General features: G+C 69.8%; 15 protein-coding genes. 9 read left to right on the top strand and 6 right to left on the bottom strand.

The features are described from left to right. Positions 1 to 170 precede the first annotated feature (170 nt). On the top strand, positions 171 to 1,658 hold the full coding sequence (locus HR086_RS18695; RefSeq protein WP_174466293.1) for a PLP-dependent aminotransferase family protein: 1,488 nt from the start codon (positions 171 to 173) through the stop codon (positions 1,656 to 1,658). Here HR086_RS18695 and HR086_RS18700 read toward each other — a convergent pair. The 3 genes from HR086_RS18700 to HR086_RS18710 all read right to left on the bottom strand — a co-directional run bounded on the left by HR086_RS18700 (position 1,618) and on the right by HR086_RS18710 (position 4,830). Next, positions 1,618 to 2,655: an AraC family transcriptional regulator gene (locus HR086_RS18700; protein WP_174466294.1), complete on the bottom strand. Its 1,038-nt coding sequence runs from the start codon at positions 2,653 to 2,655 to the stop codon at positions 1,618 to 1,620. The two genes, HR086_RS18695 and HR086_RS18700, sit on opposite strands and share 41 nt — an antisense overlap. Before the next feature lies 1 nt (position 2,656). Continuing rightward, complete coding sequence (locus HR086_RS18705) at positions 2,657 to 3,541, bottom strand: oxidoreductase (protein WP_174466295.1); 885 nt, start codon at positions 3,539 to 3,541, stop codon at positions 2,657 to 2,659. Between the two features lie 146 nt (positions 3,542 to 3,687). Then, positions 3,688 to 4,830, bottom strand: a complete 1,143-nt coding sequence (locus HR086_RS18710; RefSeq protein ID WP_174454406.1) for a triacylglycerol lipase — start codon at positions 4,828 to 4,830, stop codon at positions 3,688 to 3,690. A gap of 108 nt (positions 4,831 to 4,938) precedes the next feature. Between HR086_RS18710 and HR086_RS18715 the strand changes: the two genes are divergently transcribed. From HR086_RS18715 to HR086_RS18740, 6 genes are all read left to right on the top strand, one after another. Next, positions 4,939 to 7,017 (top strand): S46 family peptidase, encoded by a 2,079-nt coding sequence (locus HR086_RS18715; RefSeq protein WP_174466296.1) that lies wholly within the window; start codon positions 4,939 to 4,941, stop codon positions 7,015 to 7,017. A gap of 221 nt (positions 7,018 to 7,238) precedes the next feature. Continuing rightward, complete coding sequence (locus tag HR086_RS18720; protein WP_174466297.1) at positions 7,239 to 9,467, top strand: serine/threonine-protein kinase; 2,229 nt, start codon at positions 7,239 to 7,241, stop codon at positions 9,465 to 9,467. A gap of 54 nt (positions 9,468 to 9,521) precedes the next feature. Next, entirely contained in the window at positions 9,522 to 10,349 is an 828-nt protein-coding gene (locus tag HR086_RS18725; protein WP_174466298.1) for a hypothetical protein, read from the top strand. 11 nt (positions 10,350 to 10,360) lie between these two features. Next, positions 10,361 to 11,179: a hypothetical protein gene (locus HR086_RS18730; RefSeq protein ID WP_141640955.1), complete on the top strand. Its 819-nt coding sequence runs from the start codon at positions 10,361 to 10,363 to the stop codon at positions 11,177 to 11,179. 375 nt (positions 11,180 to 11,554) lie between these two features. Further along, positions 11,555 to 12,154, top strand: coding sequence for an adenylate/guanylate cyclase domain-containing protein (locus HR086_RS18735; protein ID WP_141640954.1), 600 nt, complete (start codon positions 11,555 to 11,557; stop codon positions 12,152 to 12,154). Between the two features lie 41 nt (positions 12,155 to 12,195). Further along, positions 12,196 to 12,843 (top strand): glutathione S-transferase family protein, encoded by a 648-nt coding sequence (locus tag HR086_RS18740; protein WP_174454835.1) that lies wholly within the window; start codon positions 12,196 to 12,198, stop codon positions 12,841 to 12,843. Positions 12,844 to 12,859: 16 nt separating this feature from the next. Here HR086_RS18740 and HR086_RS18745 read toward each other — a convergent pair whose 3' ends face one another. The 3 genes from HR086_RS18745 to HR086_RS18755 all read right to left on the bottom strand — a co-directional run bounded on the left by HR086_RS18745 (position 12,860) and on the right by HR086_RS18755 (position 14,807). Next, positions 12,860 to 13,684, bottom strand: coding sequence for a glycosyltransferase family 2 protein (locus tag HR086_RS18745; RefSeq protein ID WP_174454410.1), 825 nt, complete (start codon positions 13,682 to 13,684; stop codon positions 12,860 to 12,862). After that, a complete protein-coding gene (locus HR086_RS18750; protein ID WP_174459843.1) occupies positions 13,681 to 14,280 on the bottom strand; it encodes an HAD family phosphatase in 600 nt (199 codons plus the stop codon). The genes HR086_RS18745 and HR086_RS18750 overlap by 4 nt, the downstream gene beginning before the upstream one ends. A gap of 86 nt (positions 14,281 to 14,366) precedes the next feature. Next, positions 14,367 to 14,807, bottom strand: a complete 441-nt coding sequence (locus tag HR086_RS18755) for a host attachment protein (RefSeq protein ID WP_141640951.1) — start codon at positions 14,805 to 14,807, stop codon at positions 14,367 to 14,369. 192 nt (positions 14,808 to 14,999) lie between these two features. On the opposite strand from HR086_RS18755, the gene HR086_RS18760 reads away from it, so the two are divergent. Together HR086_RS18760 and HR086_RS18765 are read left to right on the top strand one after the other, a co-directional pair. Then, on the top strand, positions 15,000 to 16,217 hold the full coding sequence (locus tag HR086_RS18760; protein WP_174454412.1) for a hypothetical protein: 1,218 nt from the start codon (positions 15,000 to 15,002) through the stop codon (positions 16,215 to 16,217). 5 nt (positions 16,218 to 16,222) lie between these two features. Beyond that, entirely contained in the window at positions 16,223 to 18,013 is a 1,791-nt protein-coding gene (locus tag HR086_RS18765; RefSeq protein WP_174466299.1) for a hypothetical protein, read from the top strand. Positions 18,014 to 18,111 lie beyond the last annotated feature (98 nt).

The following is an 18,111-nucleotide window of genomic DNA, read 5'->3' on the forward strand; positions in this document are numbered from 1 at the left end:
AAGGAGAACGGGGTGGCGGGCGTGGTCATGACGGGTACTCCCTGGGCTTCGATGCCCGGAACAGTGCTCCCGGAGTGGTCCACGCGAAAGCGCCATTCAGCGACAGTCGACTGGACCACTTCCGGCCGCATCGGGTTGTGATGGGGCAGGGGGCCGACTACAGAGTGCGCATGTCGAAGCGCTCCGTGGGTGTGTCGCTGCCTTTCCTGTTGCCGGACACAGGCAGGCAAGCGGGCTCGCTGCATCGGCGGCTCTATGAGCGGCTGCGCGAGGCCATCCTCGCGGGAACGCTCGCGCCACGAAGCCGGCTGCCGTCCACGCGCACGCTGTCCCGGGAGCTGGGGATTTCACGGGGGACGGTGGAGGAGGCCTTCGCGCAGCTCGACGCGGAGGGCTTCCTGGAGCGGCGCGTGGGCTCGGGCAGTGTCGTCGCGCTGCCGGAGCACGCCCGTCAGCCCCGGTCTCCGCTCGCGCGTGGGAGCGCGAAGGCCACGCGACAGGGAGGGCTGTCTCGCCGGGGGCAGCGCATGGCGAGCGAGGTGCTTCCGCCCGAGCCGCGTGACGTGCGGCCCTTCACGCCGTGCCTGCCCGCGCTGGACCTCTTCCCCGCGAAGCTGTGGGCACGCGCGGTGGCGAAGCAGGCCCGGGTGCTGGAGCCCGGGCGGATGACCGCGGGCGAGCCCGAGGGTTTTCGTCCGCTGCGCGAGGCCATCGCGGCCCACCTGGGACCTGCGCGTGGCGTGCGGTGTGACTGGCGGCGGGTCCTGGTCTTCTCCAGCACGCAGCAGGCCCTGGACCTCTCCGCGAGGCTGCTCCTCGATGAAGGGGACGGGGTGTGGCTGGAGGAGCCGGGGTACCTCGGCGCTCGAGTGGCCTTCGAGTCGGCGGGAGCGCGCCTGCATCCCGTCCCCGTGGATGCGGAGGGCCCGCGCGTGGAGCTGGCGGTGTCGCGGGCGCCGAAGGCACGGCTGGCCTATGTCACGCCTTCGCACCAGTACCCGCTGGGCGTGACGATGAGCCTGTCGCGGAGGCTGGCGTTGCTGGAGCATGCGCGCGCCTCCGGGATGTGGCTGTTCGAGGACGACTACGACAGCGAGTTCCGCTACGCGACCCGGCCGCTCGCCGCGATTCAGGGCATGGACGTGGCGGGGCGAGTCCTCTACGCGGGCACGTTCAACAAGGTGATGTTCCCCTCGCTGCGGCTGGCCTTCCTCGTCGTCCCGGAAACGCTGGTGGACGCCTTCACCGCCGCGCGCGCCGCCACGGATGGCCACGCGCCTCCGCTCACGCAGGCCGCGATGGCGCGGTTCATGGAGTCAGGGCACTACGCCGCGCACCTTCGACAGATGCGCCTGGTCTATGCGGAGCGCCGCGACGCGCTCCTTGATTCACTGAAACGCGAGGCACCCGGAGTGCTGCGAATCGGCACGGCGGAGGCGGGCATGCATGTCACGGCCTTCCTGTCCGAAGGGCTCCTGGATGAGGCTGTGATTGCGCGGACGGATGCACGGCGGCTGGGGGCTCGCCGGCTGTCTCCGCTCTACCTGGGGCGAAAGCGCGAGCAGGGGTTGGTGCTGGGCTTCTCCGGCGCGAGTCCCGCCGGGCTTCGCGCCGCTGTCAGGACGCTGTGCGGGGTGCTCGACGGCCCGACCCGGTAGCCTCTTCGCGCGTGGCCCCGCGCCAGCGCAACGGTGTTGTTCCCTCCCAGCCCTGAAACGCACGGCTGAAGGAGTTCAGCTCCTCGAAGCCCAGCAGGAAGGCCACTTCGTTGGCGTCCAGGTCCGTGCTCCCTAGCAACTGGCGCGCGGCCTGGTGTCTCACTTCATCCAGCAGGAGTTGATACGTGGTCCCCGCGGCTTCGAGCTTTCGCTGGAGCGTGCGCGAACTCAAGTGCAGCTCCTCGGCGACCTTGTCGACGGAGGGACGCTCGCCACACATGCGGCGTCTCAACGCCAGCCGCACGTCGTCCGCCAGGGTGTGTCGCCGTCGCTGGTCCAGCTCCCGCTCCAGTCCCGGCACGAGCAGCGCCAGCAGGTCCGCGTTGTGCGTCAGGAGGGGCTCGTCGAGCGCGCTCGCCTCGAACACGAGCAGGTCCACGGGGGCATCGAAGCGGACCTTGCAGCCGAAGTGGCGGGTGAGCAGTTCCGCGTCGGAGCGACGTCGCGCCAGCTCGACACGCCTGGGCACCAGGGGCTTGCCGGTGCCTCGCCGCGCGAGCGCCAGGGTGGAAGCGAACGTCGCGTCGACCAGGAACAGGGGCAGCGGTCCTTCGGCCAGCAGCCAGTGGAACCTGAACCGCGCCTCGTTCTTCACGACCTCGACGCTCACCTCCTCCGGGCAGACCAGACCCTTGTAGCGGGCGAGCTTCGCCAGGGCCTCGCCGAGGGTGGGGGAGTGGAGGGCCGCCATCGTCGCGACATCGAAGTGATGGGGTCTGGCGTCGGAGCCCACGCGCAGGCCGACCTCCCTCCCTCCGCCCGTGGCCTCCACCGCGTGCCAGAACGCCATGAACTCCTGGGTCGTCAGGCGCGCCTTGGGCTCCTGGAAGCGGGAGCGGACCAGGCCCGCGTGTCGCAGCACGCGCTCGACCTCGACGCCGAGCGCGGTGAGGCGGTCGAGCAGCACGCTGGGAACAGGGACGAGGTCGGCGGGCACGTCAGTTCCTCTTGGGCATCAGCATCTTGGCGACCGGAGTCTCCGCGAAGGGGACGAGGCCATCAATGTCCGTGGAGACGCTGAGCGACTTCCACCGCGAGTCCTCCGCCGTGCGCTGCTGGACGACGAGCTCCGCGAGGAAGACGGCGTCCGAGCCGAGCAACAGCCGCAGGGGTGGCTGCTTCTCGTCGGCAATCTGGAGAATCGCCTTCGCGGCCTTGATGGGGTCTCCGCGCGGGCTGTCCGCGCCGCGGCGCACGTGCTGGGAGAAGGCGCCCACGGTGGCCTTGTAGGCGTCGCTGATGTCACCGACGTTCATGGACGAGCCGGCCCAGTCGGTGCGCATGCCTCCGGGCTCGACGAGGGTCACCCGGATGCCCAGCGGCGCCACTTCCTGGGCGAGGACCTCCGAGAACCCTTCCATCGCCCACTTCGCGGATTGGTACGACGCCAGTCCGGGCGAGCCTCGGCGTCCGCCGATGGAGGACACCTGGATGATGTGGCCGTCCTGCTGCGCGCGGAGCACCGGCAGGGCGGCGCGGGTGACATGCATCATCCCGAAGAAGTTCGTCTCGAACTGCTCGCGGAAGTCCGCCTCGTCCACGTCCTCGATTGCGGCCACGTTGGCGTAGCCCGCGTTGTTGACGACGACATCCAGCCGTCCGAAGGCCAAGGTCGCCTCGGCGACGGCGGCTCGTGCCGCGGCGGAGTCCGTCACGTCGAGCGCGACGGCGCGCACCCGGTCGCCATACCGCTCCACCAAATCCTTCAGTTGCTCCGGCTTGCGCGCCGTGGCCACGAGCCGGTGACCGGCCGCCAGCACGGCCTCCGCCAAATCACGGCCGAGGCCGCGAGAGCTTCCAGTGATGAGCCAGACCTTCGACATGGGGACCGTCCTTCTCTTCGTCGCGCCGTGAATTCGGCCACGCCCAAGAGTTACGAACCGCCCTCACGCGCGCCAATCGCATGGCGCCAAAGATTCATCGAATCGCGCCACCGTCCCGAGAGGCATCCGAGGGCCCGCTCAGGGCGTCAGCGCTTCTCGTCCTCGAAGAGGAAGTCGGTGATGGCCTTCCAGGTGGCCTCGAACTGGGGCCGCCGGAAGCCGGAGCCGGAGATGAGCCAGTCCACGTGCGGCGGCTGATGCGCCGGCTGGTCGAAGTGGCCAATCGCATCCAGGTGGTCCGCGCGCACCGCCGCCAGCACACGCCCGTAGACCTGCGAGCGCGTGGGGACGATGCCGTCACACGCCGTGGGGCCCGGCATCGCCCCATACGCCTGCACCAGCGCCGCCGTCTGCGCGGGTGAGTGCAGCGGCAGCGCCGTCAGCGGCATCCGCTGCGTCTGCCCATACATGAACGCATAGATGGTGTGCGTGAGCTGCGCGTAGGGGTCCAACCCCGCCGACACGCGCGTGCGCAGCGACGGTGGCCGGGCCTGCGTCACCACCGAGCCGTAGCGCACACCCGGCCGGTCCAACGTGCTCGCGTTGAACAGGTCGATGCCCTCCGGCGTGAGCTGCGGAATCAGCGACGTGTCGTTGCCCACATCGCTCAGGAACTTCGCCACCGCGTCGCGCCGCTCCGAGGAGAAGTCCCCGAGCAGTTGGTCATAGAGCTGATCCAACAAGGTCTGCTTCCACCCGAGCTGGTCATCCACGCGCGCCATCAGGTGCCCGAAGCGGAACACCACCCGCAGCGGCAGCCGGCCGAAGCGCAGCACGTACACGGTGAACAGGGACAGTAGCTTCAACAGCCGCTGTCCGAACAGCCCCAGGAAGAACGACGCCAGCGGCGTGCCCGCGTGCGGCGCGGACACCGTCACCACCGAGCGCACCCGCCGGGCGAACGGCTCCAGCTCCAACCCCTCCGCGAGCTGCGCGCCCGGGCTGACGAACAGCCGCGCGTCCAGGCCTCCCGTCGAGTGCCCTATCAGGTGGATGGGGCCGTCATCACCGCTCGCCGTCTCCTGCACGGCTCGGAGCAGGTCCGCCGTCCGAGTCCGGATGGACGCCGTCGGGTGAGACAGGACGATGACGACCTCCGACTCACCCATGTCTCGACGAGCCAGCTCCGCCTTCAAGTAGTCGAGCGCGTGTCCGAAGTAGACGAGCTCGCCCAGGTTGATGAACCCGAAAAACCCGGGGACGAGATAGATGTGGTGCTTCGCGGCCATTGTCTCCACCATACCTGACGCGACGCGTGATTCCCGCTCGGGAATGCACTCTCCGAGCAGGCGTTCACCGGCGCCTTTCTCACCCCATCAGCCAGAAGGACGAACACCGTGGACCGTGCATTGCTCGCACTTGGCCTGCTCATGTCTCTCCCCGCCGCCGCGGACGAGGGCATGTGGACCTACGACGCCTTCCCCGTGGAGACGGTGAACAAGGCCCATGGTTTCACGCCCACTCAAGCATGGCTGGACAAGGTCCGGCTCGGCTCGGTGAGGTTGGCCGGTGGCTGCTCCGCCAGCTTCGTGTCTCCGGACGGCCTGGTGATGACGAATCACCACTGTGTCCGCGGCTGTATCGAGGACCTGTCCTCGCCCAAGGACGACCTGCTGGCCAAGGGCTTCCAGGCCCGCACCCCCGCGGAAGAGCGCCGCTGCCCCAAGGTGGAGGCCAACCAGCTGGTGAAGATGACGGACGTCACCGAGCGGATGAACGCGGCGACGAAGGGCCTCACCGGCGCCGCCTACAACACCGCGCTCAAGAAGGAGATGTCCGCCGTGGAGTCCGCGTGCGCCACGTCCACCGACGTGCGCTGTGACGTGGTGACGCTGTTCAACGGCGGCAAGTATCACCTCTACGAGTACCGCCGCTTCCAGGACGTGCGCCTGGCCTTCGCCCCGGAGTTCTCCATGGCGGCGTTCGGCGGGGACCCGGACAACTTCAACTTCCCGCGCTTCGGCTACGACGTGGCGTTCCTGCGCGTGTGGAAGGACGACGCGCCCGCGAAGAGCCCGGACTACCTGCCGTGGGCGAAGCAGGGCGCCAAAGACGGGGACCTCGTCTTCGTCTCCGGCCACCCCGGTGGCACCGAGCGCAAGGCCAGCGTCGCGGAGCTGGAGTTCCAGCGCGATGTGAACCTGCCCTACACGCTGCTGATGCTCTCCGAGCTGCGCGGCAAGTTGAAGGAGTTCTCCAGCGGCTCGCCGGAGCGCTACCGCACCACGCGCTCGCGGCTGCGCGGGGTGGAGAACGGCCTGAAGGCGCTGCGCGGTCGGCACCAGGCCCTGGCGGACCCGTCGCTGCTGGCGCGCAAGCGGGAGGACGAGGCGGAGCTGCGCAAGCGCGTGGAGGCCAACGCCACGGTGAAGGCCGCCACGGCGGGGGCGTGGGAGGAGACGGCGAAGGCGCTCGACACGTATCGCCGGATGCTGCCCGAGTACCGGATGAAGGAGGGCGGGGACGCGTTCTCCTCGGAGTTCTACTCGCTGGCGCGTCACCTGGTGCGCATCGCCGACGAGCAGCCCAAGCCCAACGCGGAGCGCCTGCGCGAGTACACCGACGCGCAGCTCCCCTCGCTGCGTCAGCAGTTGCTGCGCGGCGCGCCCATCGCCGTGGAGCTGGACGAGGCGGTGCTCGCCTTCGGCCTCGGCCGCCTGCGCGAGACGCTGGGCGCGGATGACCCCTTCGTGCGGCAGGTGCTCGGAACGGAGTCTCCGGAGTCCCTGGCCCGCTCGCTGGTGCGCGGCACGAAGCTGGGTGACGTGAAGACGCGGCAGGCCCTGCTGGATGGAGGCAAGGCGGCGGTGGAGGCGTCGAAGGACCCGATGCTGCTCTTCGCGCGCAAGGTGGACGCGGAGGCGCGCGCGGTGCGCAAGCGTTACGAGGACTCGGTGGAGGCGGTGCTCAAGCGCAACGGCGAGCGGTTGGCCAAGGCGCACCTCGCGGTGTACGGCACCTCCGGCTATCCCGATGCCACCTTCACGCTGCGCCTCAACGCCGGCCAGCTGAAGGGCTGGGACGAGAATGGCCGCCCCGTGCCGGCGCTCACGACGTTCGGCGGTGCGTATGCGCGCCACACCGGCAAGGAGCCCTTCAAGCTGCCGGACACCTGGATGAAGGCGAAGGGCAAGGTGCCGGACGCGACGCCGCTGGACATGGCCACCACCAACGACATCATCGGCGGCAACTCCGGCTCTCCCGTCGTGGACCGCGATGGACGCGTCGTGGGGCTCGTCTTCGACGGCAACCTGCACTCCCTGGGCGGCCGGTATGCGTACGTCCCAGAGACGAACCGCGCCGTGGCGGTGCACGGAGACGGCATCCTCGCCGCCCTGGAGCACGTCTACGGCGCCACGCGGGTGGTGAAGGAGCTGCGCGCCGCGAGCGAGGTCGCGACCCCACCCGCCAGGTAGGCCGGCGCCGGGTTTTCGCCGCCGGAGCCCTCCGGCGGTGGACCCCACCGGTTCCTCATGCTGTGAGAAGGCGATAGCCGGCGCGCCCGAGCCGAGGCGTGCCGGCGTTCAGTGTCCTTGCGGAAATCTCGCGGGGGCGTGTAGCAACGCCAGATGACTGGCCAAGGCGTGTCAGGGGCTCCAGGATAGAATGCGGCTTCCGGAGTGAAGGCCGGTCTTCCATGAGTTCCTTGCCAGCCCACGACATTCCACTCGGCACCGTCCTACGGGACACGTACGAGATTGCCGGCGTGCTCGGCCGGGGAGGCATGGGCACCGTCTTCCTGGCGCGTCATCTGCGGCTTCCGGGTCGGCAGGTGGCGATCAAGGTGCTGCGGCCGGACTCGAGCCTGGGGAAGGATGTCTATCTTCGCTTCCGGCGCGAGGCGGAGATTGCGTCGCGGCTGGGCCATCCGAACATCGTGGAGGTCATCGACTTCGACACGCTGGAGGACGGCTCGCCGTTCCTGGTGATGGAGCACCTGCGCGGGATGCCGCTGTCGCGGCGCATGCGCAAGGGCGCGCCCCTGACGCTGACGGAGGTGTACTCGATTGCCCGGCAGATGGGCTCCGCGCTCCAGGCGGCGCACGGCGCGGGGGTCATCCACCGGGACTTGAAGCCCGGCAACGTGTTCCTCGTGCCCATGGAGATCGCGGGCATGCCGGTGGAGCACGTGAAGCTGCTCGACTTCGGCATCTCCAAGATTCTCGATTCGAAGACGGTGCAGACGCAGGACGCCATCCTGCTGGGCACGCCGCAGTACATGGCGCCGGAGCAGGCCACGGGGAAGAACAAGGACGTGGACCTGCGCACGGACATCTTCTCGTTCGGGTGCATGGTGTACGAGATGCTGGCCCGCAAGCTGCCCTTCAAGGACGGGGGCATCCTGCCGGAGCTCATCTACCGCATCGTTTATGATCCACCGGAGCCCCTGGCCGAAGTGGCGCCGGAGACTCCCGCGCACGTCATCCGCGCCATCGAACAGGCGCTGGCCAAGCGCCCCGAGGACCGCTTCCCGGACGTGAGCGCCTTCATCGCCGCGCTCACCGGGACGCCGCTGCGCACCGTGACGCCGCCCGCGGACGTGCTGCTTCAGCCCGTCGTCGCGCAGGCCGCAGCGCACGTGCCCACGGCGACCGTGCAGCCCCGGCCCATCGCGTCGCCCCCGTCGAGGCCCGCCACGGTGGCCGCCGTGCCCCGCCGTCCGTCCCAGCACGCCGGGTCCCGCCGCTCCGCGCAGGGTGAGGCCGCCCAGTCGCCTGAAGCCTTGCGGCGCTCCGCGCAGGGTGAGTCCGCGCAGTCCGCTGAAGCGTCGCGGCGCTCCGCACAGGGTGAGTCCGCCCAGTCTCCTGATGCCTCGCGGCGCCCTGCTCACGGTGAGTCCGCGCAGTCTCCTGAAGCCTCGCGACGCTCCGCGCAGGGTGAGTCCGCGCAGTCCGCTGATGCGTCTCGACGCCCCGCGCAGCATGAGTCCGCGCAGTCGCCGGAGGCTTCGCGACGCTCGGCGCAGGCAGACGCCTCACGACCTTCGGAGGCTTCGGGCCTCATCGGGAAGTCGGTGCGTGTGTCGCCGCCGAAGGTCGTGTCCTCCGCTCCGCCCGCGCCTCCGGTGGCCGAGCCCGCGGCGGCGGTTCCGCTCGAGGTGTGGAGGCCCTCGGTCGCGAATGCCGCGCCGATGAGTCCGGACCCTTCGGAGCCCGACTCGGTCCCAGAGCCCCCGACGATTCGGTCCGCCTCGCGAGGTGTCCTGGCGGGCTCGCGCAAGGTCTGGGTCTGGATGGCGTTGGCCGCGGGCGTGCTCATCGCCGTGGGCGTGGGGTTCTCGCGGGTCCTGCCCTTCGCGTCGCGGGAGGACTCCGTGTCCGCCTCCGCCGACCCGGCGGCTCCGCCTGTCCAGGCGCCCGCGAGTCCCCCGGATGTAAATCCCACCCTGGCGAGAGAAGCCCCCGCGGACCCACCCAAGGAGAAGGCCGACTCGGACGGCGCGCTGGCGGTCGGCTCTCCGGAAGTCGCCCCTCCAGCGGCGGAGACGAGCGTGACCCCAGAGGTGAAGGCGAAACCCCGGGGCAACGGAACCCCACCGAATGACGCCGCTCGAAACCCCGTGGGCACCTCGCGTCCGACGCCCGAGGCGGAGCGGCGACGCAGCCCGGAGACCATCCAAGAAGGCGCGCTCGCGGACCTCGAACTGGCGGAGAAGGCGCTGGCGAGCGGAGACACCAGCGAGGCCCTCCACCTGGTGCGCCGCAGTCAGCGGTCGCAAGTCACAGGCGCCTCCTTCGCGCTGCTGACGCGGGTCCACTGCCGCCAGGGAGATTTGTCCAACGCGCGCACCGTCTGGCTTCGAGTTCCCACGGCGGAGCGCGCTCAGGTTCGCCAGTACTGCAAGCAGTACGATATCGCCCTGTGACGGCGGCGCCCGTGTCGGGCGTCCACGCGGGGCTCCACAAACAGGGGGCGTTGCTTGAGAGTCTTGTTGGCGTTGAGTGTCGTCATCGTCGTCGCGCTCGGATGTTCGCGGAGCGCGCGGCCCACCACCGAAGCACCAAAGCCGGAGGGCACGGGGCTCGTCTTCACGTCCGAGGGAGGGGACATCATCACCATCGTCCCGCTCCTGCCCGCCGAGCCCCGACGGGCCCTGGTCCAGTTCCACGCCCCGGGCGATGACCTGGACGGGAAGGTGGCGCTCCACAGCGTCGGTGACGACAACTCCTACTGGACGGACTGGCGCGGCAAGCGTCTGCGCCTGGTGCGACTGGCGCCGTCCCAGAAGTCGAACGGGAGGAACACCCTCAACCGCTTCGACAAGGAAGACCCCGTCACCCTCTACGCGAGCGAGGAGCGCTCGAAGAAGGTGGACGTCGAGGACGTGGTGGAGCTGTACCAGCGCCAGCTCGCCGACGGCACGCTCACCCGCGCCGCCGCATTCGACAAGGCGTTCTGGGCCGCATCCGAGGAGCGCGACCTGGCCGAGAAGGTGAAGACGCTCAACCAGACGTGCGGCTCGAACGTGGCCGTCCAGGTGGCCTGGGACACCGTCTCCGACAAGGAGCTGAGCGAGTACCCCATCGGCGCGTACTGCGCCGGGCCGCTCGAGGCCCTCGAGTTCCTGTGCCGGGGCTCGGAGGAAGCCCGGCGCACCGTGAAGAGCACGCTGAAGCGGGTGGAGTGCCGCAACGGCGCCAGCTACGGAGGCAAGGTCGAAAGCGGCGCGCTCCAGTGGACCATCGCCCCCGCCGCCGGCGGCATGGACACGGCTTCCTACGCCGACTTCTTCCTGGACCACCTGTGAGGCTCCATCCCATGTCCCTGGCCCATCGCCTCGCCCTGCTCCTGACGTTGTCGTCCACCGCCGTCCTGGCCCACGAGCCCCCCTGGGCGCGCGAGGACTCGCTGCGCAAGCGCATGCTCCTGGAGCGCACCGCCGTCTGCACCGACGGCAAGGGGCACTACGTCTCCTCGACGGAGGTCTTCGACAGCTCGCAGCCCCAGCTCTTCTACGGAGACGGCGCCACCTTCACCGAGATTCCCATCGCCCCCAACGTCGTCCGGCTCCCCACCGGCTCGTTCTTCGAGCCCCGCTTCTGGAACCCGGACCTGGAATCCAACGCGAATGGCGTGGACGCGCGCGCCTACTCCGTCGTCCAGGTGGACCCGAAGGAGGGCACCTGCTCGGTGCGCTGCGGCCAGCGCGCGACGGCCTTCAAGCTGCTGGCGACGGAGACCTCGCGCGAGCTGCTGCGCAAGGCGGCCTATACCCCCAGCCCCATGAAGTACGAGCCGTACGCCCTCCTGCGCGACACCAAGGGCGTCTACTTCCTGGTGGAGCGGGGCCGGCTCCAAGCCGAGCAGAAGAGCTTCCGCGTCTTCATCGGCCCCCGTGGCCGGATGAAGCAGCAGCAGATGGTCAACGTCGTCTCCGACTCGAAGGGGGAAATCTTCTCCACGAAGAAGGGAGACCTCCAACTGCTGCTGGACCGCGAGCTGCCGTCGCTCTGGGTGGAGAAGAAGGCCCGCCGCAAGCTGCGACAGGTGCCTGTCTCGGAGAACCTGGCGCTCATCTACAACGAGCTCGGCATCTACACCGGCGCCCGCCTGGGAACCCCCTGCGACGACCTGTGAGGCCCACCCCTCACCTGTCCTGAGAAGAACGCGCACCTGACTCACTGCGTTGGAGGTCGGACACCCGTGGAGTCCGACCTCCTGGGCTGTTTGTGCGTCGCGTCAGTGATGAATTATCCTGATGGAGTCGAGCAGAGTGGTTCAGTGTTCGTCCCATCGCTCCCCGGCCCTGACGCAGCGGGACTGAGAGCGAGCGGCCGTCGAAGCCGAGACGTCAGGAGCGAGGGACTTCACGCGATGCATGGCCGCGCCCGTCCGGGCGAGAGGTCATCCGGGGCCCGGTCCCAGCCGTGACGGGGGGCTCGGCTGGGACCGGGGACCTCGTCCTGGAGTAACGTTTTGGACAATTGGCATCGGGGGGAGGGGAGCTGAGCGATGGTGGTGGAGGAACCCGAGCCGGGCAAACTGTCGGCCATCCTGTTCACGGGCATCGAGGCCGCGGGACGCCAGTCCTGGCGTGACGAAGCGCTCCAGCAGGTGGTGCGCGACGAGCACGCCGTGCTGGTCCGCGAGCTGCTCCCGCGACACGGTGGCCGCGAGGTGAAGCGTCTGGAGGACGGCTTCCTGCTGGAGTTCGAGGGCGGGCTGGCCGCCGTGGACTTTGGCCTGGAGCTGCAGCGGGCGCTGGAGGTGCACAACGGGCTGGTGGCCGTGGAGCGCCGCGTGGTGATGCGCGTGGGCGTGCACCTGGGCGTCGTCGTGCACCGCGATGGCGAGGTGTTCGGCGAGGGCGTCAATCTGGCCGCGCGCATCGAGGCGCTGGCGCGGCCCGGCACCCTCTACGTCAGCGAGACGGTGGCGCGACAGGTGGAGGGGCAGCTGGAGTCCCCGCCGGTGCGCCTGGGCCGGGGCGAGATGAAGAACATCCGCCTGCCGGTGGCCGTGTATCGCATCGACCCGCCGGAGCACCGCCGTCGCCAGCCGTGGCTGTCGCGCGTGCGCTCGTTCCTGGGCCGCAACACGCCGGCGAACTGAAGCGCGGGCGTCCCGTGGCATGGAGCGCTACCGTGCGCGCCATGTCCCAGCTCACCCTCGTCGTTGCCTCGAAGAACTATTCCTCGTGGTCGCTTCGGCCGTATCTGGCGCTGGCCCACACCGGGCAGCCGTTCCAGGAGGTGGTCATCCCCCTGGACACACCGGACACGCGGGAGCTCATCGCCCGTCACTCCCCCACGGGCCGTCTGCCTCTGCTCAAGCACGGCGACGTGTCCATCTGGGATTCGCTGGCCATCTGCGAGTACCTGGCGGAGACGTTTCCAGAGGCCCGGCTGTGGCCCCAGGAGCGCGAGGCCCGCGCGGTGGCGCGCGCGGTGACGGCGGAGATGCACTCCAGCTTCACGAAGCTGCGCGAGCACATGGGGATGAACCTGCGCGCGCGCCGTCCGGGACAGGGCCGGGTGCCGGGCGTGGCCGAGGACATCGCTCGCATCCAGGCGCTGTGGACCGACTGCCGCGCCCGCTTCGGGCAGGGCGGGCCGTTCCTCTTCGGCCACTTCACCATCGCGGATGCCTTCTACACGCCGGTGGCCACGCGCTTCGTCACCTACGACGTGGCGCTGGAGCCGGTGTGCGCCGCGTACCGCGACACGCTCCTGGCCCAGCCCGCCTTCCAGAAGTGGGCGGAGGCGGGGCTGCGCGAGCCGCCCGTCGCGAAGTACGAGTGAGCCGCCGGCTTGGGCCTCAGTCCAGCCGGCCCTCGCGCACGCGGGCGAACAGCTCGTCGTAGCGCTCCTCCGAATAGATGCGCGCCAGCTCCGCGAAGCGGCCCTCGCGCAGCTGGCCCAGGTACTCGTACTTGGTGGAGTGGTAGCCAGCCACGCCCCACGCCAGCCGGGAGGCGTCCGCTCCGCCCCGGAAGACGGCGCCGGTGAGCACGCAGTCGCGCACCCACGCGGCCAGGCGCTGGATGACCACGGGCTTGAGCCTGCGCTGCTCGAAGTGGGCGCGCAGGGCCCACAGCAGCGCGTAGCGCTCCTCCTTGGCGCAGCGGCGCGCCACCGAGGTGGCGAAGCGGTGGTCGATGGGCGCCAGCACGCGCCCGCCCCGCATCTTCGGCAGGGCCTCATGGACGATGTGCCGCGCGTGCCACACGGCCTTCTCCCGCCGCACCAGCCGTGCGCGCCACTGCGTGCGGAAGAGGAAGCGGCGGCCTTCCATCTCCGCCCAGTCGCGCCGGGGCAGCCGGTAGACGTCGGCGTCGGGCGAGGAGCCCTTCCACGCGCGCAGCGTGTCCACGGCGCCGGGCTCCAGCGACTCGTCCGAGTCCAGGTAGAAGACGTAGTCGCACGGCGCCAGCGCGTTCACCGCGGCCACTCGCGCGGCGCCATAGCCCTTCCAGGAGTGTGGCACCGAGCGCGCCCCCAGGGAGCGCGCCAGCTCCCCCGAGCCGTCCGTGGCGCCGGAGTCCAGCGCCACCACGTCATCGCAGAGGGCCAGCAGGCCGCGCAGGCAGGGCTCCAGCGTGTCCTTGTTGTCGCGGTGCAGGACGTAGCCACCGAGCCTCATAATCCGAGCGCCTCGAGCTGGGTGTCGAAGGCGGCGGCGGTGGTGAAGAGCTGGCCGCGCAGGCCCAGCGCGTTGGCCGCGTCCACGAACTCCGCCAGGTCATCGAAGAAGGCGGCCTCTTCGGGAGCACAACCCGCGCGCTCCAGGGCGATTCGGTAGATGTCCGGCTCCGGTTTGACGCTGCCCACCTCGCAGCTCATCACCAGCGCATCGAAGCGCTGGAGCAGGGGCAGGCGAGGCCGCAGGTAGGCCGCGTGCAGCGCGTTGGTGTTGGACACCAGCACCAGCTTCACCCGACCCACCAGGGACTCCACCCGGGGGAGCACCGCATCGTGGGTGGTGAAGTGGCTGCTCCACAGGGGCGCGAACTCCGCCATGGGCAGCTCCAGGTTGAGCGCCCCGCACACGCTGCGGCGGATGCCCTCGGCGTCCAGGAGGCCCTTGTTGGCCGCGGTCCATCCCGCGCCCATCAGCCGCTGGGAGACTTCGTGCGCCTGCATCCGGGCACACGCTCCCAGCCTGGAGAACAGCAGCGCGTTGTCGTGGAAGACGAGGACGTTGCCCAGGTCCAACAGGACCGCCTTCACCGCCGCCATTCATTCTCCTCGTGCCGCGCGGCCCCGGGCGTCGCCCCACCGCTGACGCCCGGACTGCTGTTCCGGAAATTCCGGAAAAGGCCACGCTAGAGGAGGGGGACGCGTTCAGGCAAATCGCGGGCCGGCACGGTGGAGTAGTCCGAGCCCACGTCCAGCAACACCCGCTGTCGGACGCGGGTGCTCAGCGCCTTGCGCAGCCGCCCGAGGAATTCCGGGGGCGCGGCGATGACGAGCTTGTCGAAGGCGTGGCGGTCATGCCCCTTGTCCAGGACGCCGGACAGCTCCCGGGCGAACCGCTCGTGCTCCAACTCCTTGCGGCCATTGGGCTCATTCTCACCGGGGGGCCCATGCAGGGTGCCGGCGTTGGGGTTGTCTGGCTGGTCGCGCAGGTCATCGCCCTTGGCCCTGCTCTCCTCGTGGTGGAACTCCTCGACCAGACTCCAATCCTTCTCCGCCTTCGCGTCCGTCGCGAAGAGCCTTGCCCGGCTCGCGTTCCCCACAAGAATCCAGAGCTTTGCGTCCGCCATGTGTCACGCCTCCTTAGGATGGGAGATGAGGACCCACGCGACACCCGGCAAGCTTCCGGCCCCGAGCCGCTTCCCCTTCGTGCGCAGGGCAGGCGGCCATGTCGCACAGGGTTGACACCCACCCCCAGACCCACGGTGTCTGGAATCTGACCGATCATTCCGTTGGGAATGGCAAAGGAGTAGAACGGCGGGATGCGCATTCCCGTCGTTCTGCCTGTCGCCATGCTGGCGCTCGCGCTGCTGGCCCGTCCCGCGCGGGCTCAGGAGCAGGGCGGCCTGGGGCTGGACCTCAGCTCAGAGACCTCCTCCCAGGAGTCCCCGTCGGAGCAGCCGGGCGGACAGGACATGGGGTTGGACCTGCGAGCGGAGGACGAGAACGCCGTGTCGCTGACACCGCGTTTCGTCCTGCTCGGGTTGGACACGCCAGAGCGCGCGGGCTCGCAGCAGGCGTCGGTGTGGCTGCGGGAGCTGGCGAAGGGCGCGATGTCGTCCGGCATGGTGGCCTTCGGCGCGGGCCCCCGGGAGGTGCGCGAGCGACTGGAGGCGAACTACGACGCGGCGCTGCGCTGCTCGCAGGCGTCGTGTCTGGCGGAGCCGGCGGAGTCGCTGGACGCGGACCTGCTGACGACGGCTCGGCTGTCGCTGGAGGACGCGGGCTGGACGCTGCGCGCGTGGACGTACGACAGGGACAAGGGCGTGGTGCACGAGGACGTGGTGTCGGGGCGCAACCCGAAGGACGCGGCCTTCCAGCAGGAGGCGGCCACCAAGCTGGGCAATCGGATGATGGCGCTGGGCCGCCCGCGCGCGCTGCTGAAGGTGAGCGTCAACGTTCCCACGGCGGTGGTGAAGGCGGGCGAGCGCATCCTCGGCGTGGGAAGCGTGGAGGCGCGCCTGCCGCCGGGCACCGTGCAGGTGGAGGTGTCCGCGGATGAGTATGCGTCCTTCACGCGGACGGTGACGCTCAAGCCCGGTGGGCGCGAGGAACTGGAGGTCCGCATGGAGATCTCCGGCCCGGCGCCGGAGGGTCCCGAGGACGCGGTGGCCCGACAGGTGGCGAAGCGCGGTCGCGGCACGCCCATCTACAAGCGGCCGGCGTTCTACACCGCGCTGGTGGGCCTGGCGGCGGTGGGCGTGGGCGCGGTGCTGGGCAAGGGCGCCAAGGACGTGGAGGGCCGGGCGAAGGACGCGGATGGAGACGGGATGCTGGATGTGTCCCGCAAGGAGCGGCTGGATGCGCAGTCGCAGGCGAACCTCGCCACGGCGCTGCTCATTGGGGGTGGCGCGGTGACGGCGGGCAGCGTGACGTGGCTCTTGGTGGTGCCCTCGCGCAGCGAGGCGCCGACGCCCGCGGGCACGGTCAGCGCGGGCGCGGCCACGGCGGTCCATGTCGTCGTCGGCGGGAGCTTCTGAGCTTTATGAAGACCTTCAATTCCTGGCTGCGAGCCTTCGCCGCCCTGCTGCTGGTGTCCGGCGCGGCGGGCTGCAAGGTGGAGTTCCCCGACAACGCCGCCTACACCTGCGCGGTGGAGGCGGACTGTGGTGGGGACGGTTATCTGTGTACGGCGCTGCCCAACGGGGGACCCAAGTACTGTTGTCTCCCGGAGCCCGACGAGAAGTGCAACGGCGTGGACGACGACTGCGACGGCGCGGTCGACGAGCTGGAGGCGGCGTGCTTCTCGGGTGCCGCCAGCCTGCGCAACGTAGGCGCGTGCCGCGATGGCCAGTCCGTCTGCACCCGTGAAGGCACGGTGGCCTGCGTGGGCGATGTGCTGCCCGCCGGCGAGCGCTGCAACAGCGTGGATGACGACTGCGACGGTCAGGTCGACGAGGACTTCGACCGGATGACGGACCCGTTCAACTGCGGCACCTGCGGCACGGCGTGCACCGCGCAGCAGAACTGCGTGGAGGGCCAGTGTCAGAAGCGCACGGAGCTCGACTGCGGCAACGGCATCGATGACAACCGGGATGGCCCGGCCGACTGCGCGGACCGCGACGACTGTGACAACCAGGCCTGCGGCGCGGGCTGCACCTGCCAGAACGGGAAGAAGACCGAGACCGGCTGCGGCAACGGCGTGGACGACGACGATGACCGGAGCATCGACTGCGCGGACCGCGACGACTGCGACGACCAGTCCTGCGGCGCCGGCTGCGTGTGTGACCAGGGCCGCAAGGCGGAGTCGCTGTGCACGCCCGACAGCGCGGACGAGGATGGCGACGGCCAGCTCAACTGCAACGACACCGACTGCGAGCGCAGGGAGTGCGGTCCCGGACTGGCGTGTCGTGGCATCAATTGTGTCGAGGGCGCGTGCGGCAACGGGAACGACGACGACACGGACGGACAGACGGACTGCGCGGACGTGGACTGTGGCGGTCAGTCGTGCGGCATGGGCTGCACCTGTCTGGCGTCGGCGAAGACGGAGTCGGACTGCACCGACCGCCTCGACAACGATGGCGATGACAAGATCGACTGCTTGGATCCGGACTGTGCCAGCCAGCGCTGCGTGGCCGGTGAAGTGAACGCGGTGTGCATCAGCGAGAAGTGCGCGGAGCAGAACTGCCGCGACGTCACCGACAATGACGGTGATGGACAGATGGACTGCGCGGACCGCGATGACTGCGACTACGTCACCGTGGCCAGCAACGGCGCGACGGTGACGGTGATGTGCACCCAGGGGGCCGCGAAGGAAGTCCAGTGCTCCAACGGCCAGGATGACGACGGCAATGGGGCGATTGACTGCCAGACGGGCAACGCGGACGCCAACTGCGTGAGCGGCGAGTGCGGGCGCGGCTGCAGCTTCCAGAACTGCACGCGCCGGGAGACCCTTTGCTCGGATGGTCGTGACAACGACGGCAACAACGGCCTGGACTGCGCGGACTCCGACTGCAACAACCAGTCGTGTGGCACCGGCTGCGTGTGCAACGGCGGCGCGCGTCGGGAGACCATTTGCAGCGACGGCGTCGACAACGATGGCACCAACGGCATCGACTGCGCGGACTCCGACTGCAACAACCAGTCATGCGGTACCGGCTGCGTGTGCAACGGCACCACCCGCAAGGAGACCGTCTGCGACGACCTCGTCGACAATGACGGCAACAACGGCCAGGACTGCGCGGACACCGCGGACTGTCCGAACAACACGGCCTGCACGCGCATGGTCGGAAGCAACCGCGTGCCGGGTGTCTGTCAGGCGGGCTCCTGCACCTGAGCACCTCCCTGGAGGTGGGGGTTTCCCGGCCCCGCCTCCCGTCTCATCCTTCCTCTCCGCGAGTCGCAGTCGTGATCCTCTCCCTGACGTCCCAAAGC

The sequence above is a fragment of the Myxococcus sp. CA039A genome, from assembly GCF_013336645.1.
Lineage (GTDB): Bacteria > Myxococcota > Myxococcia > Myxococcales > Myxococcaceae > Myxococcus > Myxococcus llanfairpwllgwyngyllgogerychwyrndrobwllllantysiliogogogochensis.

Coding starts and splice junctions, on each gene's coding strand:
- HR086_RS18765 (WP_174466299.1), top strand. CDS start 16,223: ATGAAGACCTTCAATTCCTGGCTGCGAGCCTTCGCCGCCCTGCTGCTG.
- HR086_RS18705 (WP_174466295.1), bottom strand. CDS start 3,541: ATGTCGAAGGTCTGGCTCATCACTGGAAGCTCTCGCGGCCTCGGCCGT.
- HR086_RS18750 (WP_174459843.1), bottom strand. CDS start 14,280: ATGGCGGCGGTGAAGGCGGTCCTGTTGGACCTGGGCAACGTCCTCGTC.
- HR086_RS18760 (WP_174454412.1), top strand. CDS start 15,000: ATGCGCATTCCCGTCGTTCTGCCTGTCGCCATGCTGGCGCTCGCGCTG.
- HR086_RS18695 (WP_174466293.1), top strand. CDS start 171: ATGTCGAAGCGCTCCGTGGGTGTGTCGCTGCCTTTCCTGTTGCCGGAC.
- HR086_RS18730 (WP_141640955.1), top strand. CDS start 10,361: ATGTCCCTGGCCCATCGCCTCGCCCTGCTCCTGACGTTGTCGTCCACC.
- HR086_RS18745 (WP_174454410.1), bottom strand. CDS start 13,684: ATGAGGCTCGGTGGCTACGTCCTGCACCGCGACAACAAGGACACGCTG.
- HR086_RS18740 (WP_174454835.1), top strand. CDS start 12,196: ATGTCCCAGCTCACCCTCGTCGTTGCCTCGAAGAACTATTCCTCGTGG.
- HR086_RS18710 (WP_174454406.1), bottom strand. CDS start 4,830: ATGGCCGCGAAGCACCACATCTATCTCGTCCCCGGGTTTTTCGGGTTC.
- HR086_RS18720 (WP_174466297.1), top strand. CDS start 7,239: ATGAGTTCCTTGCCAGCCCACGACATTCCACTCGGCACCGTCCTACGG.
- HR086_RS18755 (WP_141640951.1), bottom strand. CDS start 14,807: ATGGCGGACGCAAAGCTCTGGATTCTTGTGGGGAACGCGAGCCGGGCA.
- HR086_RS18735 (WP_141640954.1), top strand. CDS start 11,555: ATGGTGGTGGAGGAACCCGAGCCGGGCAAACTGTCGGCCATCCTGTTC.